Origin of the sequence: Neomegalonema sp. (genome assembly GCF_028688855.1) — a bacterium.
Classification (GTDB): domain Bacteria; phylum Pseudomonadota; class Alphaproteobacteria; order Rhodobacterales; family Rhodobacteraceae; genus Neomegalonema.
Window position 1 is genome coordinate 160,620 of the sequence record NZ_JAQTXI010000002.1, and the last position, 14,908, is coordinate 175,527.

The 14,908-nt window shown below is 68.4% G+C and carries 13 protein-coding genes and 1 pseudogene; 9 read left to right on the forward strand and 5 right to left on the reverse strand.

The window, feature by feature from the left end; genetic code table 11:
• Positions 1–4: 4 nt before the first annotated feature.
• The 4 genes from PHN62_RS02240 to PHN62_RS02255 are packed head-to-tail and all read right to left on the reverse strand — an operon-like array spanning position 5 to position 3,889.
• Positions 5–985, reverse strand: coding sequence for a ketopantoate reductase family protein (locus tag PHN62_RS02240; RefSeq protein WP_300145681.1), 981 nt, complete (start codon positions 983–985; stop codon positions 5–7).
• A 34-nt stretch (positions 986–1,019) separates the two neighbouring features.
• Positions 1,020–2,225, reverse strand: a complete 1,206-nt coding sequence (locus PHN62_RS02245) for an acyl-CoA dehydrogenase family protein (protein ID WP_300145685.1) — start codon at positions 2,223–2,225, stop codon at positions 1,020–1,022.
• Positions 2,222–3,319, reverse strand: coding sequence for an LLM class flavin-dependent oxidoreductase (locus PHN62_RS02250; RefSeq protein WP_300145688.1), 1,098 nt, complete (start codon positions 3,317–3,319; stop codon positions 2,222–2,224). The genes PHN62_RS02245 and PHN62_RS02250 overlap by 4 nt, the downstream gene beginning before the upstream one ends.
• Before the next feature lie 57 nt (positions 3,320–3,376).
• Positions 3,377–3,889: a flavin reductase family protein gene (locus PHN62_RS02255; protein ID WP_300145691.1), complete on the reverse strand. Its 513-nt coding sequence runs from the start codon at positions 3,887–3,889 to the stop codon at positions 3,377–3,379.
• An 876-nt stretch (positions 3,890–4,765) separates the two neighbouring features.
• On the opposite strand from PHN62_RS02255, the gene PHN62_RS02260 reads away from it, so the two are divergent.
• The 9 genes and pseudogenes from PHN62_RS02260 (at position 4,766) to PHN62_RS02295 (ending at position 13,915) form a co-directional block, all read left to right on the forward strand.
• Complete coding sequence (locus PHN62_RS02260) at positions 4,766–5,764, forward strand: MsnO8 family LLM class oxidoreductase (RefSeq protein WP_300145694.1); 999 nt, start codon at positions 4,766–4,768, stop codon at positions 5,762–5,764.
• A gap of 31 nt (positions 5,765–5,795) precedes the next feature.
• On the forward strand, positions 5,796–7,151 hold the full coding sequence (locus PHN62_RS02265; RefSeq protein WP_300145697.1) for an LLM class flavin-dependent oxidoreductase: 1,356 nt from the start codon (positions 5,796–5,798) through the stop codon (positions 7,149–7,151).
• Positions 7,148–8,350, forward strand: coding sequence for a M20 aminoacylase family protein (locus PHN62_RS02270; RefSeq protein ID WP_300145700.1), 1,203 nt, complete (start codon positions 7,148–7,150; stop codon positions 8,348–8,350). Before PHN62_RS02265 ends, PHN62_RS02270 begins: the two co-directional genes overlap by 4 nt.
• Entirely contained in the window at positions 8,347–8,979 is a 633-nt protein-coding gene (locus PHN62_RS02275; RefSeq protein WP_300145703.1) for a GNAT family N-acetyltransferase, read from the forward strand. Before PHN62_RS02270 ends, PHN62_RS02275 begins: the two co-directional genes overlap by 4 nt.
• Positions 8,976–9,839 (forward strand): annotated as a pseudogene (locus PHN62_RS17405) (amino acid ABC transporter permease); the annotation flags it as partial. The gene PHN62_RS02275 and the pseudogene PHN62_RS17405, both read left to right, overlap by 4 nt.
• Before the next feature lie 222 nt (positions 9,840–10,061).
• Complete coding sequence (locus tag PHN62_RS17410; RefSeq protein WP_367186983.1) at positions 10,062–10,775, forward strand: amino acid ABC transporter ATP-binding protein; 714 nt, start codon at positions 10,062–10,064, stop codon at positions 10,773–10,775.
• 35 nt (positions 10,776–10,810) lie between these two features.
• Positions 10,811–11,761: an ABC transporter substrate-binding protein gene (locus tag PHN62_RS02285; protein WP_300145709.1), complete on the forward strand. Its 951-nt coding sequence runs from the start codon at positions 10,811–10,813 to the stop codon at positions 11,759–11,761.
• A gap of 62 nt (positions 11,762–11,823) precedes the next feature.
• Positions 11,824–12,765, forward strand: coding sequence for an ABC transporter substrate-binding protein (locus PHN62_RS02290; RefSeq protein ID WP_300145712.1), 942 nt, complete (start codon positions 11,824–11,826; stop codon positions 12,763–12,765).
• 115 nt (positions 12,766–12,880) lie between these two features.
• Entirely contained in the window at positions 12,881–13,915 is a 1,035-nt protein-coding gene (locus PHN62_RS02295; RefSeq protein ID WP_300145715.1) for an LLM class flavin-dependent oxidoreductase, read from the forward strand.
• An 18-nt stretch (positions 13,916–13,933) separates the two neighbouring features.
• Here PHN62_RS02295 and PHN62_RS02300 read toward each other — a convergent pair whose 3' ends face one another.
• The gene (locus PHN62_RS02300) at positions 13,934–14,860 is read right to left on the reverse strand and encodes a bestrophin family protein (RefSeq protein WP_300145718.1); all 927 of its coding nucleotides are present in this window, start codon (positions 14,858–14,860) and stop codon (positions 13,934–13,936) included.
• Between the last annotated feature and the right edge of the window lie 48 nt (positions 14,861–14,908).

The following is a 14,908-nucleotide window of genomic DNA, read 5'->3' on the forward strand; positions in this document are numbered from 1 at the left end:
AGCTTCAGGCCGCCGCCTGCGCGAAACGGTCGGCGAGGGCGCGCAAGGCGCCGAAATCCGCTCCTGTGCGGGTCAGCTCCGCCGCCGCCTCCTGAGCCGCCGCGTTATAGGGCGTCCCGACGCCATGCGCACGCCCCAGAAGCACGATCTCGCCGTTGAGATAATCCACCTCGTGGGGCGCGCCCCGCGCGACGCTCTGCCAGGTCGATTGTCCCGAAGGAGATCCCGGAGCCTTCGACCAGCCCGCAAGGCTCACGCGCCGCTCCGAGGGATCGGAGACCTCATGGCCCGCCGCCCTGAGCACCCGCGCCGCCTCCTCCGAGAGCGCCGCGCCGAAGGCCGCCGCGCTTTCGGGATCGGCGTCGAAGAGCTCGACCACGTTCCTGACGTTGTGCAGCAGCTTGGCCGCCTTCCAGCGCGGGATGTCGGCGCGGGCCTCGGCGATGTAATCCGCCTTGACCAGATCCGCGGCGAGGCCCTCGGCGAGGGCGTCGAGGCCGCCGGGATAGCGCCCGAGCGTCACGACGCCCGCCTGGGGATGTCCGAAACAGGAGACCTCGCCCGTCTGCGTGTAGACGGAGGGCGTCAGGATGCTGGCGCCGTAGACCCGCGCGAAGCGGCGCAGCGCGATGGTCTCCGCCGCAAGGCCGTTCTGGAAGGTCACGATGGGCAGGCTTCCGCCCGCCGTTCCGCCCTCGCGCAGGGGACGCCGCGCCCAGAAGGCCGTCGCCGCCTCCACGTCCTGGGTCTTGACCGTGAGCAGCAGGACGTCTCCGGCCGAAAGCTCCGGAGGCTCCTCCGCGTCGAAGGCGTTCAGCCGCAGATCGCGCGCGCCGGAAGGGCGCCGATAGGTCAGGCCCTGAGCCCGGATATGGGCGATCTGGGCGCCGCGCCCCACGAGGGCGTAAGGAACCCCCGCTTCCTCGAATTGCGCGGCGAGGCTCGCGCCCACGGCGCCCGCGCCGATGATCACATGACGGGTCATAGGGGAAACTCCTGAGAAGGATCCGGGAGGAAGGTCACGCCGTGAGCCCGATCCGGCTCGCGGGAAGAGCCTGAGGAGGAGGCGCCGAAGCTGCGAAGGACGCCCGTCCCAGCATCGCCAGCACCACGTCTTCCTGAGGCGCATGGACCAGCGTGGATTGCAGGTCGCGGAAGGGGCGCTCCAGATCATTGTCGGCGCTCAGGCCCGGATTGCCCAGAGCCCCCACCGCCAGACGCGCCGCGCCGAGAATCTGGCGTCCGGCGAGAATCCGCGCCCGCAAGAGGGCTTCGGGCTGATCGGCGGCCTGCTCCAGATTCTGGAAGATCAGCTGTTCGGCGCCCGAGATCAGGAGATCGATCTCGCCCGCCAGGCCGATGAAGCGTTCCGTCCGCGCCAGAGGATGGCCGAGATTCCCCGGAACCCGCTCATGCGCGAAGCGGAGGAAGCCCTCCTGAAGCCTCCGGGCCGCCCCGAGATAGAGCGCCGTCAGAGCCAGGCCGGAGGCGGCGCCGAGCCGGTTGTCCTGCTGGCCGAGGCCGCTCTCGACGAGGCCGAGCACGTCCTCATGCGGAATCTCGACCTCCGAGAACTCCACGTCATGCGAACAGGTGGCCCGCATGCCGAGGCTGCGCCAGGTCTCGCGGACCTCGATCCCCGGCGCCGAGCCCGGAACCACGAAGCTGCCCACCCGCGCCGGAGATTCGTCGGTGCGCGCCCAGACGATCAGATAGGTCAGGCCCGTGGATCCCGTCACGAAGCGTTTCGTCCCGGAGATCGACCAGCCCCGCGCCGTGCGTCGGGCGATGGTCTCCGGCAGGCCGCCCCGCGCCGGAGAGCCAAGGTCAGGCTCGACGCGGGCGGCGTTGATCAGCACCGGCTGCGCGCGCGCCTCGGCCAGAATCCGGTGATACAGCGGTTCGGGCCAGAGGTCGCCCTCCGCCTGGCGATGATGCGTGAACATCGTCATCGCGGCGATCAGCGCCACGGAGGGATCTCCCCGCCCGAGAGCGGTCAGGATCCGCGCGGTCTCGACGAGGGAGGCCCCGGCGCCGCCGTAGCGCCGCCCCACCGGAGCCTCGAGGGCGCCGCTGGCGTGGACGGCCCGCACGCCCTCCCAGGGGAAGGCGCCCGAGGCGTCCGCCGCCGGAGCCGCCGCAGCCAGAGCGGCGGAGAGTCCGTCCAGGTCCTCGGCGGAGAGGCCGCCGCTGCGCGCCGCGGCGCGTCTGGCCGGGGCGCTCATGCGACGGCCTGGGAGGATTCGCGCGCCGCCAGAATCGAACGCACCAGAGGCAGGACGTAACGTCCGTAATCCACGGCGTCGTTGAAGTTGTCATAGCCGCGGATCGAGATCAGGTCCGCCCCGAGATCCACGTAATCCACGATGGACTCCGCGATGGTCTGCGGCGAGCCCACCAGAGCCGTCGAGGCGCCCCGCGCATTGGTGGCCGTGACGGTCGGATACCAGAGCGCGCGGTCCTGCACCTCGCCGCGTTTCGCGATCTCCAGCAGGCGCTGCGAGCCGACGTTCTGCGGCGCGCCCTCGGAGAAGGGGCGGCGCGCGAGGTTCTTCTCGGCGTTGGCCTTCAGGCTGTCGAGCACGCGATGGGCCTTGGCCCAGGCGAGGTCTTCGGTCTCGGCGAGGATGGGCCGGAAGGTCACCCAGATGCGCGGACGATCCGTGCGGCCGGATTTCTCGGCGGCGGCGTGGATCTTCCGGATCTGCTCCTTCGTCTCGGCAAGGGGCTCGCCCCAGAGGCCGAAGATGTCCGCCAGAGATCCGCCGACCCGATAGGCCGCATCCGAGGAGCCGCCCACCGAAACGGGAATCCGGCGCTTCGCGGGCAGCACCGCATTGCTGAAGCCCTTGAAGCGATAATGCTCGCCTTCGAAGTCGAAGGGCTCCGAGGAGGACCAGGCCCGCCGGAGGATGCGGATGTATTCCTCGAGGCGCTCGTAACGCTCCTCCTTGTTCAGGAAGTCGCCTTCGCGCGCCTGCTCGACGTCGTCGCCGCCCGCGATGAAATGCACCACCACGCGTCCGCCGCTGAGCTGGTCCAGGGTGGCGAGGGCTCTGGCCGCCACCGTCGGATAGACCGTGTTCGGACGCAGCGCGATGATCGGACGCACGCGCTTCGTATGAGCCGCCACCGTCGCGCCGAGCGTGAAGGGGTCGAAGGAGGAGGAGTGATAGGGCAGAAGCGTGTAGTCGAAGCCCGCGTCGTCCAGAGCCCGCGCGTAGCGGATCAGATAGGCGAGGTCGACGGGCGCGCCCGGCTGGGGATCCAGATCGCTGGAGGCGTTCGGAAAGGTCGCGCTGATGAATTCGACGGTCATGGAGGGCCTCCGGTCCTGTCGGGTTCGGGGAAAGGGGGGCTTGGAGCCGCGCGGAAGTCAGACGAAGGAGCCGTAGCTCCCTTCGGCGTAGATCAGGGGCGCGCCGGAGCCGATCCGAAGAGCGCGCACCCTGCCGAAGATCAGGGCGTGGCTATGGCGCTCCACGATTTCCTCCACCTCGCAATCGGCGGCGAAAAGCGCATGGATCAGAGCGGGCGCGCCCGTCGCGAGGGTGGTCCATTCCGCGCCTTCGTAGCGCGCCGGACCCTGAATCCCGCCCTGGCCGGAGAAGCGTTCCGCGACGAAACGCTGCGATTCGGACAGGGCGTTGATGCAGAAGACTCCGGTTTCGCGCAACTCGCGCCATGCGGAGGAACCGCGATTCAGGCTGACCGTCATCACCGGAGGCGCCACCGAAAAGGATTGCGCCGAAGTGACGGTCGCGCCGGTGCGCCGGTCGCCGGAGCCGGTCGTCACGACGGAGACGCCGCCGGCCAGACGCCGCAAGGCGCGCTTCATGTCTTCTCCGTCAGGGGCGAAGGAGTTCGGCGGCGTCACGGATATGTTCATGTTCGAATCCTGAAGTCGTTGCGAGCGGGCTGATGAAACAGACATGACATCCCGTCCATTTCGTCCAATCATTAGAAATCATTTTCTTATGTTTCGGGATCATCATGATGTGAAGGGCGAATTCATCTTCGCATGCTCGAATAATTTCTTCGAATGTTCACCCACGGGATCCAGTCTGGCGGGAATTCGCGCCCTGTTTCAGGCAAGAGGCGCAGGGCGTTTCATCTCCGGAAGGCGGATGCTCTTGCGGATGCCGGGGGCAGCCTAGCCGGGATTCGGGCGAAAGAGAAAGACCTGTCTTTCTATTTTTTCGTCAGATCCATAGAAGGATTCGAGATGGAGGTTTCTGGAATCCCGGATGGCGGCGGAGATCTCCGGTCAGGACGGATCGGCGGCCTTCCGGGGACCGCCTCGCGATCTCTCGTCAGGGCGCTCGCCGGGACGCATCGCCCGACGGAGGGAATCCGGGGTCGTCTCCGGCCCTGCCCGACAGGGCTTGCGGAGAGACGGTCCATCCTGCCGCATCGCATGAGGGCCGCAGGGCGTCCAATGATTTGATCCGCTTTCATCATGCGAAAATATCATTTCAAATACGATCAGATCCGCCGCTCATTCCGGTTTGCGCTGCGCTGCGCTCTGAAAGATCAGGCTTTTTCGCGCCTCCGGGGCGCGGCCTCTCCGAGAGGGGCCCTGCGACGGGAGATTCCGTGAATATCCATGATAATAAAGCAATATCAGATGGATGATCCGGAAGATCACATTCCTGATCGCGCCGGATGACGCCGCCTCCCCCTCTTTACAGGGGTTTCCGGCCGCATAAGATCCCCAGACGCAGATTCTCCCTCTCATGCTTTTTTGTGAAAAAGAGACCCGAAAATGGGATATGAAATCGGCCTGCTGGACAAAAGCCCCGTCGCGCCCGGCGCCTCTCCTGCGGAGGCTCTGGCGCTGAGCGTCGCCTACGCCAGGCGCGCCGACGAACTGGGCTACAGCCGCCTCTGGCTGGCCGAGCATCATGGCTTTCCGGGCCTCGCCAGCGCCGCCCCCGAGGTGCTGGCCGCGCATCTCCTCGCCAGGACGCGGCGCATCCGGATCGGATCGGGCGGCGTGCTGCTCCAGCATTACAGCCCCTACAAGGTCGCCGAGATCTTCGGCGTGCTGGCCAGTCTCGCGCCGGGGCGGGTGGATCTCGGGATCGGCAAGTCTCCGGGCGGATTCCCCTTCAGCACGCAAGCCCTGCGCGGCTTCGCCTCTCCGGCGGCGCCCCGTGAGGATTTCGCCAGGCGCCTGACCGATCTCGACGCCTGGCTGCGCGGCGCTCCGCCTGAGGGCGCGCCCGCCGCCGAGGCCCTGCCCCGCGCGGAGGTCCTCCCCGAACGCATCCTGCTCGGCGCCAGCGTCGAGAGCGCCGAACTCGCGGCGCGGCTGGGCTGGAGCTTCACCTACGCCGGGCATCACGACGGCGATCCCGCAGCCGTCGAGCGCAGCCTCGCCGCCTACGAGGCCATTGCGGGCGAGCGCCCCAAGCTGGCGCTTCTGGCGGTGGTGGCGCGCAGCCAGGCCGAGGCCGAGCGCCTCGCCGAGGGCGCGCGGGTCTTCCGCCTCACCCTGCCGAACGGACATGGCGTGAATCTCGGCTCGCCGGAGGGCGCGGAGGAATACGCCCGCCAACTCGGCGCCGAGGATTTCCAGATCGTCGAAAAGCGCCCCGAGGCTCTGGTGGGCACGCCCGAGAAGGTCCGCGCGCGGCTCGACGAGCTCAGCCGCCGCTTCGGGGTCAAGGAGTTCATCCTCGACAGCCCCATCGCCGAGGCCGCGCCGCGTCTGGCCGCCATCGAGCTTCTGGCGGGCGTTCCGGCTCAAGCCGCCGCCTGATCCCCTGATCTTCAAGACAAAGGACCGCGTCATGAGCGCCGGAACCGCCCCTCGCAAGCTTTCCTTCGGCCTGATGCTCCATGGCGCCGGAGGCCACATGAATTCCTGGCGTCATCCCTCCGGGCCCGCCGACGCCAGCGTCAATCTCCCCTTCTACGTCGAGCAGACCCGCAAGGCCGAAGAAGCCGGATTCGCCTTCGTCTTCGTGGCGGACGGGCTCTACATCAACGAGAAATCCATTCCGCATTTCCTCAACCGCTTCGAGCCCCTGACGATCCTCTCGGCTCTGGCGGCGGTGACGACGCGGATCGGGCTGGTGGGCACGGTCTCGACCTCCTATTCCGACCCCTTCACCGTGGCCCGGCAATTCGCCTCTCTGGATCTGATCTCCGGCGGGCGGGCGGGCTGGAACGTGGTGACGACGCCTCTGGAGGGCTCGGGGCGCAATTACTCGCGGCCTCACCCCGAACACGCCCTGCGCTATGAAATCGCGGAGGAATATCTTCAGGCGACCCAAGGCCTCTGGGACAGCTGGGACGACGACGCCGTGATCCGCGACCGCGAGACGGGGCGCTTCTTCGATCCGGACAAGCTCCATCGCCTCGACCATAAAGGCCGCTTCTTCCAGATCGAAGGGCCGCTGAACGCGCCGCGCTCGAAGCAGGGTCAGACGGTGATCTTTCAGGCAGGAGCCTCCGACGCGGGAATTTCTCTGGCGGGGAGATATGGCGAGGCGATCTTCACCAACGCCGCCGATCTGGAGGAGGCCCGCGCCTTCCGCGCCCGCGTTCAGGACGCCGCCGTGGCTCATGGCCGCGCCCGCGAGGAGGTGAAGATCTATCCGGGGATCCACCCGATCACCGGCGCCACCCGCGAAGAGGCCGAAGCCAAATACGCCGCGATCCAGGCCCTCGTGAGCCTGGAGGAGGCCCTCGCCTATCTCGGGCGCTATTTCGATCATCACGACTTCACGCAATATGATCCTGACGCGCCTTTCCCCGAACTCGGCGAAATCGGACGCAACAGCTTCCGCTCCACCACCGACCGCATCAAGGCCCGGGCCAGGGCGCGCGGCCTGAGCTTGCGTCAGGTCGCGCTGGAGGAGACTTCTCCGCGCAGCGCCTTCCTGGGTTCGGGCGCCGAGGTGGCGGAGGAAATCCTCCGCTGGCTCGACGGAGGCGCGGCGGACGGCTTCATCCTCGGCTTCGCGGTCTCGGCGGAGGGGCTGGAGGATTTCCTCCGCCATGTCCTGCCCGAACTGGAGGCCAGGGGCCGCTATGACCGCGCCGCTCCCGGCGAGACCCTGCGCGACCGGCTCGGCCTGCCCTTCAAGGTCAGCCGCCATGCGGCGCCCTCGGGCGAAGCCTCCCGGAGCCGCAGCGCATGAGCCGCGACCTCGCCCCGCTCTCGGCGCGCGCGCTGAGCCGTCGCCGCGCCGTCGAGGCCCGGATCGGGGAATTCGTCGAGCTGCGCCGCGAGCTGCATCAGCGCCCCGAGCTGGCTTTTCAAGAGCAGGAGACCAGCGAGCGCCTTGCGGGGCTCCTGCGCGGCTGGGGCTATGACGTGGCCTCCGGGATCGCCGGAACGGGCCTCGTCGCCAGCCTGACGCGCGGCTCGGGAAGCCGCATCCTCGGGCTGCGCGCCGATATGGACGCCCTGCCCATCCAGGAGACCACAGGCCTCGACTGGGCCAGCCTGAATCAGGGCGTCTCGCACGCCTGCGGCCATGACGGACATATGGCGATCCTGCTCGCCGCCGCCCGCTGGCTGGCCGAGGAAGGCGAATTCTCCGGGACTCTGCGCCTGATCCTCCAGCCCGCCGAAGAGATCGGCGCGGGCGCGAAGAAGATGATCGAGGAAGGGCTCTTCACGCGCTTCCCCGTGGACGCCGTCTTCGGGCTGCATAACTGGCCGGGCGTTCCGGTCGGGAAGTTCGGATTCGTGACGGGGCCGGCCATGGCCTCGGTGGATCTGGCGGAAGTCCGCATCCAGGGCCGGGGCGGCCATGGCGCCGAGCCCCATGAAACCATCGACCCGGTTCTGGCGGCGGCCCATGTGGTCACGGCGCTGCAATCGGTCGTCTCGCGCAACGTCGATCCGCGCGAGATGGCGGTGGTCACGGTCGGGGCGATCCATGGCGGGGCGGCCGCCAACGTCATCCCGGACTTCGTGGATCTGCGGCTGTCTCTGCGCGCCTTCACCCCGGAGAACCGCGCCTTCCTGCAAGAGCGCGTCCCCGCCGTCGTCAAGGCCGCGGCGGCGGTCTTCGGCGCCGAGGCGGAGGTCCGGCTGAAGACCGGATTCCCGAGCCTGATCAATCCGGCGGCGCAGGTCGCCTTCGCGCAGGAGGTCGCCGAGGAGGCGCTCGGGCCGGAGGCGGTCCTGACGGATTTCCGTCCCCGCACCGCCAGCGAAGACTTCGCCTACATGCTTCAGGCGCGCCCCGGGGCCTATCTCTTCGTCGGGATCGGCGAGGGCGCGCCCCTCCATAGCCCCGCCTACCGCTTCAACGACGCGATTCTGGCTCCCGCCGCGACCTTCTGGGCCGCGCTGGCCGAACGCTTTCTTCAGGAGAGCCCCGCATGACCGATCTCCTTCCCGACCTCCTGATCGAGAGCGGCCCCACGGATCCGCGCGCCCGGCCTCTGGTCGAGGATCTCATCCGCGAATATGACTCGCGCTACGGAACGCTCTTCGACCGCGACGGGGCGAAGACCGAAGTCTACCGCTATCCGCCCGAGGCCTTCGCGCCGCCGGAGGGGAATTTCCTGCTGCTCCTGCGAAATGGCGAGGCCATCGCAGGCGGGGCCTTCATGCGTCACGCCGATCCCGGCGCCGCCGAATTCAAACGCATCTGGACTCGCAGGGATCTGCGCCGCCAGGGTCTGGCGCGGCGGATCGTGCGGGCGCTGGAGGAGCAGGCCGCCGCTCAGGGCTACACCCGCGTTTACCTCACCACCGGATTCCGTCAGCCCGAAGCCGCCGGACTTTATCTCACCGACGGCTATCGGCCGCTCTTCGAGCCCGATCTCGATCCGGCTTTCTACAAGACCCTCCCCTTTGAAAAGCACATCGGCGTCGAGGCCGGAAAGCCCGGCTCCGCGCCGCTCAAGGCGCCCGATCCCGATCTTCCCGCGCAACTCGGCGTGACGGTTTCTCCGGAAGCCCTCGCGGCTCTGCGCGCCCGCTCCAGACTGGAGGTCCAAGCCCGATGACGAGCATTTCAGATTTCCCCCGAAGCCGCTCCTCCGCCGCTCAGGAAGCCTCCGCCCCGCAGGATCTCCGTAACCTGACCATCGTGCCCGCGCGCAATTACGGAAGACTCGCAGGCGGCCTGCTCGGCGCGGCGATCCTGCTGCTCCTGCTGAATTCGGTGCTGGGGAATCCGCGCTGGGGCTGGGACGTCTTCGCGGAATGGTTCTTCGCCGAGCCGGTTCTCGCCGGACTCGGACGCACGCTGCTGCTGACGCTGCTCGGCTCCATCTTCGGCTTCGCGCTCGGGACGCTGCTGGCTCTGGCGCGGGTGTCGAGCGCGCCGCTGCTGGCCGCCACGGCCTGGGGCTTCATCTGGCTCTTCCGTTCGATTCCGCTGATCGTGCTGCTGCTGATCCTGAACAACCTCGGCTATCTCTACGAGCGGGTTTCGCTGGGCCTGCCCTTCACCGACTACAAGCTCTTCGATTACTCCACCACGGCGCTCGTCACGCCCTTTCTCGCGGCGGTGATCGGCCTGACGCTGAACCTCGGCGCCTTCTCGGCGGAGGTCATCCGCGGCGGCATCCTCTCGGTGGATCAGGGCCAGCATGAAGCCGCCGCCGCTCTGGGCCTGCCGAAAGGTCGTCAGGCGCGGCGGATCGTGCTGCCTCAGGCGATGCGCGCCATCCTGCCCACCGCCTTCAACGAGATCATCGGCCTGGCCAAGGGCACGTCCATGGTCTACGTGCTGGCGCTGCCGGAATTGTTCTACACCATCCAGATCATCTATCGCCGCAATCTGGAGGTCATCCCGCTGCTCATGGTGGCGACGGTCTGGTATCTCGTCATCCTGAGCGCGCTGTCGGTGATCCAGTATCACGTCGAGCGCCATTACGCCCGGGGCGCGCTGCGCAATCTGCCGCCCAACGCCTTCCGAGAGCCTTTCGTCAAGCTCGGGCTGCTGCGTCCCGAAGCGCCTTCCCGCCCCGCCCCGATCCGGGAGACGCCCCGCGCCGCCGCCCCCCTCGCCGGAAGCTGGACCGAGAGCCTGCCGCCCGGCGGAGAAGTGGTCGTCCGCAATCTCTCCAAGAGCTTCGGCGATCTGAAGGTTCTCGACGACGTGTCGCTGACCCTGCCGCCCGGCAGCGTGACGGTGATCCTCGGGCAATCGGGCTCGGGGAAGTCGACGCTCCTGCGGGCGATCAACCATCTGGAGCGCGCGGATTCCGGCTTCGTCGCGCTGGACGGCGAACTGATCGGCTATCGCCGCGAAGGCGACAAGCTCTACGAGCTGCGGGAAAGCGAGATCCTCGCCCGCCGCGCCGACGTCGGCATGGTGTTCCAGAACTTCAACCTCTTCCCGCATCTGACGGTTCTCGAAAACCTGATCGAGGCGCCGATCTCGGTGCGGGGCGTCCCGCGCGCCGAGGCCGAGGCCCTCGCCCGCGAGCTTCTGGCCCGCGTCGGGCTGGCCGACAAGGCCGCCGCCTATCCGCGCCAGCTTTCGGGCGGACAGCAACAGCGCGTCGCCATCGCGCGGGCTCTGGCGCTCAAGCCCAAGGTGCTGCTCTTCGACGAACCCACCTCCGCGCTGGATCCCGAACTCGTCAATGAAGTCCTCGACGTGATCAAGCGGCTGGCGCGCTCCGGCGCGACCCTCGCGGTGGTGACCCACGAGATCGGATTCGCCCGCGAAGTCGCCGACCGCGTCGTCTTCATGGACAAGGGCCGCGTGATCGAAAGCGGACCTCCGGACCAGGTTCTCGGCGCGCCGAAGCATCCGCGCACCATCGAATTCCTCGCCAAGGTTTTGTGAAACCTCCCCCTTCCCCAGATCAAAGGCTTTCTCCCATGATCATCCGATCCCGACTTCGCGGCCTGCTGCTGGGCGCCGCTCTGGTCTTCGCGCCGCCCGCCGCCTTCGCCGCCGAACAGGCTGCGCCGGTCGCCGAGATCGACCTCAGCCCCGAACAGGCGGGCCGCGTGCGCGCCCAGGTCGTTCCGGAGGCCGTGGCGCTCATCCCCGCCGACTTCAGGTTCGTGACGCCCGGCAAGCTGACCGTGGCCTCGGTGCCCGGACATCTGCCCTTCGCGGCCTACGCCACGGACACGAAGACCTCCGTCGGCGCCGAGCCGGACATCGCCCAACTGGTGGCGGACAGCCTCGGGCTGGAGCTTGAGCTCGTGCCGGTGGCCTGGGCCGACTGGCCGCTGGGCGTGACCTCGGGCAAATACGACGCGGTGATCCACAACGTCACCGTCACCGAGGAGCGCAAGGACAAGTTCGACTTCGCGACCTATCGTCAGGATCTCATCGGCTTCTACGTCGCCAACGACAGCAAGGTGCTGAAGATCGACGGCGCGCCGGATGTGGCGGGCCTGAAGGTGGCCGTGGGCTCGGGCACCAATCAGGAGCAGATCCTCCTGCGCTGGATCGAGGAGAACAAGGCGGCGGGCCTCCCCGACGCCCAGGTCCTCTATTACGACGATCCGGCCGTGCTGGATCTGGCGCTGCTCTCGGGCCGCATCGACGCCTATCTGCATCCGAACGCCGTCCAGGCCTTCAAGGCCCGGCGCGAGGGCAAGACGCGGCTCGTGGGCGTCTTCTCCGGCGGATTCCCGGAAACCGCTGAAATCGCCGTCGCGACCCGCAAGGGCTCGGGGATCGCTCCGGCCTTCGCCGCCGCCCTCAACGCCCAGATCGCCAGTGGAAATTACCTGCTCGCGCTGGAACGCTGGGGACTCGGGGCCGAAGCCGTGACGGAATCCCGCGTCAATCCGCCGGGCCTGCCCCGCAAGTGACCCCTGCGGCGGCCTCTCCGCAAGGGAGGCCGCCTTCTCCTCCCGCCCTTCAGGTGAAGTCCATGCGTTCGCTCTCCGGATTCCTCCCCCTCGCCGCGACGGCCTTTCTGCTCCAGGCGCCCGCCCTCTCCGCCGCCGAAGCTCCCGCGCCCGTCTTCGACTTCAGCGCCGAACAGGCCGCGCGTCCTCGCGCCGAAGCCTCGGAGGCCGTGGCCGCAGCCTTGCCCGAGGGCTTCGCCTTCGTCGAGCCCGGCAAGCTGACCGTGGCCGTGGCGCCTTCCGTCGCGCCTCTGGCCTTCTACGCCGAAGACGCCCGCACGCCCGTCGGAGCGGATCCGGACATCGCGCAGCTGCTCGCCGACAAGCTCGGACTCGAGTTGAAGCTGAACGCCGTGGCCTGGGTCGACTGGCCGCTCGGGCTGGCCTCGGGCAAATATGACGCCGTGATCTCCAACGTCGGCGTGACCGAGGCCCGCAAGGAGAAATTCGACTTCTCCACCTATCGCCTCGGGCTGCACGGCTTCTACGCCGGGCTGAACAGCGGGATCGCCCCCATCGCCGAGCCGAAGGACGTCGCCGGATTGCGGATCATCGTCGGCGCCTCGACCAATCAGGAGCGCATCCTCACGCTCTGGGACGAGCGCAACCGCGCCGAAGGACTCAAGCCGGTCGAATTCAAGTATTTCGACGACGAGGCCGCCAGCCTTCTGGCGCTGGCCGCAGGTCGGGCCGACGTGATCGTCCAGCCGCACGCCACCCTGGTCTATCTGGCGGCGCGGGACAGGAATCTGCGGCGGCTCGGAGTCCTCAGCGCCGGATGGCCGGAGCGCTCGGACGTGGCCGTGACCACCCGCAAGGGCTCGGGTCTGGCGCCGGTCCTGACCCTGGCGCTCAACGAGCTGATCGCGGAGGGCCTCTACGCCCGGTCTCTGGCCCGCTGGGGCGTCGAGGCGGAGGCTCTGGAGGTCTCGGAGACCAATCCCAAGGGCCTGCCCAAGTTCTAGAGCATGTTCCAGAGAAGCCTTTTCGGCTTCGCGTCGCGAAGATGCGGCCACAAGAGACATCGGAGCCTTCGAACGATCCCGAAAGGATCGGGCGACGCTCCAGGGAGCCCGCGCCATGGTCGATTTCACCGGAATCTCCGAGCTTCATTTCCTCATCCCCGGCAATTTCGAGGAGGAGAACCCCCGCGCCGGGCTGGAGCGCACGCTCGATCTCATCGCGGAGGGCGAGAAGCTCGGCTACGCCGGAGCCTGGGTCCGTCAACGCCATCTGGAGCGCGGCGTCTCCTCGGCGGCGGTCTTCCTCGCCGCCGCGACCCAGCGCACCACGCGGATCAAGCTCGGGACGGCGGTGATTCAACTCGGCTACGAAACCCCCTTCCGCCTCGCCGAAGACCTCGCCATGGTCGACGTGCTGTCCGGCGGGCGGCTTCAGGTCGGCGTGAGCGCCGGACCGCCGCCTTTCGGCCCTCTGCTCGGCGATCTCCTCTACGACGGAGATCCCGAGCGCATCGACTACTCCCACGCCCGCGCCGAACGACTCGCCTGGGCGATCCGCGCCGAGCCCCTCCACAAGGAGAGCCTCGCGGGCAACGCCGCAAGCGCGCAGATCCCGAGGCTCCAGCCGGTGGCGCAAGGTCTGGCGGATCGGCTCTGGTATGGCGGGGGCTCGCTGAAATCGGCGGCCTGGGCGGGGCGCGCCGGATTCCGCCTGCTCGGCGGCAACATCGTCACGGGCGAGCGCACGGAGGATTTCCTCACGGCGCAGAACGCCCTGCTCGACGCCTTCCAGGCCAATTGGCGCGGCTCCGGCCCGGCTCCGGAGGCGGGACTCGGGCGGGTGATCCTGCCGACGGATTCCGCCTCCCCCGCGACCCGGCGCCGCTACGTCGAATTCGCCGCCTCCCGGGACGCGCGCACCAGAGCTCCGCAAGGCGAACGCCGGACGCTCTTCCTGCCGGACATCGTGGGGAGCACCGAAGAGATCGCCGAACGTCTGCGCGCGGATTCCGTCGTGAGCCGGGTGTCCTCCCTGCGGCTTGAATTGCCCTATGAATTCGAGGCGGAGGATTACGCCCAGATCCTCCATGACGGAATCCGGCTCCGGGGGCTGCTCGCGCCGGAGCGCAAGGCCGAGCCTCTGGGCGCCTGAGCCCCCAGGTCGCCGCCCTCAGGTCAGGACGTAATCCTTCGGCAGGGGCGCGGGCGGAAGATCCGTCTCGCCCAGGGCGGCGCGCAGATTGATCTCGACGAGCGTGGCGTAGGCCGAGATGGGCAGGTCGTTGGGCGCCAGACCGAAAGGCTCCTCCAGCTCCTCGCCCACGGCGTCGAGCCCGAAGAAGGTGTAGGCCGCCAGCATCGTCGCCAGAGGCGAAGCCCAGCCGAGGCTGTCGGCCAGGCCGAAGGGCAGCATGAAGCAGAAGAGATAGGCCGTCCGGTGCAGCAGCAGCGCATAGGGGAAAGGCAAGGGCGTATTGGCCAGGCGCTCGCAGCCCACCAGCGCCTGATTCAGCCGCACGAGGCTTTCATTGAGCGTCAGGGCCTCGACCGGCTCCAGCCGCCCCGCCCGGAGCAAGGCCCCGATCCGGCGGGAGATCTGCGTCAGGAAGGCGTCGGCGGGATTGATCGGACCGGGGCTCGCGCCGGGCTCCAGTCCGCCGGATTCGCGGCGCAGCTGGCGGACCGCCGCTCCGGCGAAGCCCACCACCGCGTGCAGGATCTCGCGGCGCTCCGGCGAGACCTGGCCGGGGCCAGGGTCCAGAACGATGGTCTGGCGCGCGAGATCCCGCGCGGTCTGGATGATCTGGCCCCAGAGCTTGCGCGCCTCCCACCAGCGGTCGTAGCTGGCGTTGTTCTTGAAGCTCATGAAGACCGACAGAGCCACGCCGATCAGCGCGAAAGGCGCCGGATCCACGCTCGGCGCCAGGTCCGGCGCAAAGCGATGCGCCGCGACCACCAGAGCCGACAGCAGCCCCACGCCCAGAAGCTGAGGCCAGATGCGCGGAAGAATGGAGCCCTTCAGCACGAAGAACAGCTCCAGAGCGCCGGGACGTTTGCGGACGATCATCTGCGGACCGGAAGGAAAGGCGGAGCGCAAGGGACTCCGCCCGCCCAGTCTGCCCGGAGCGGCTTGCGCCGTCCAGCC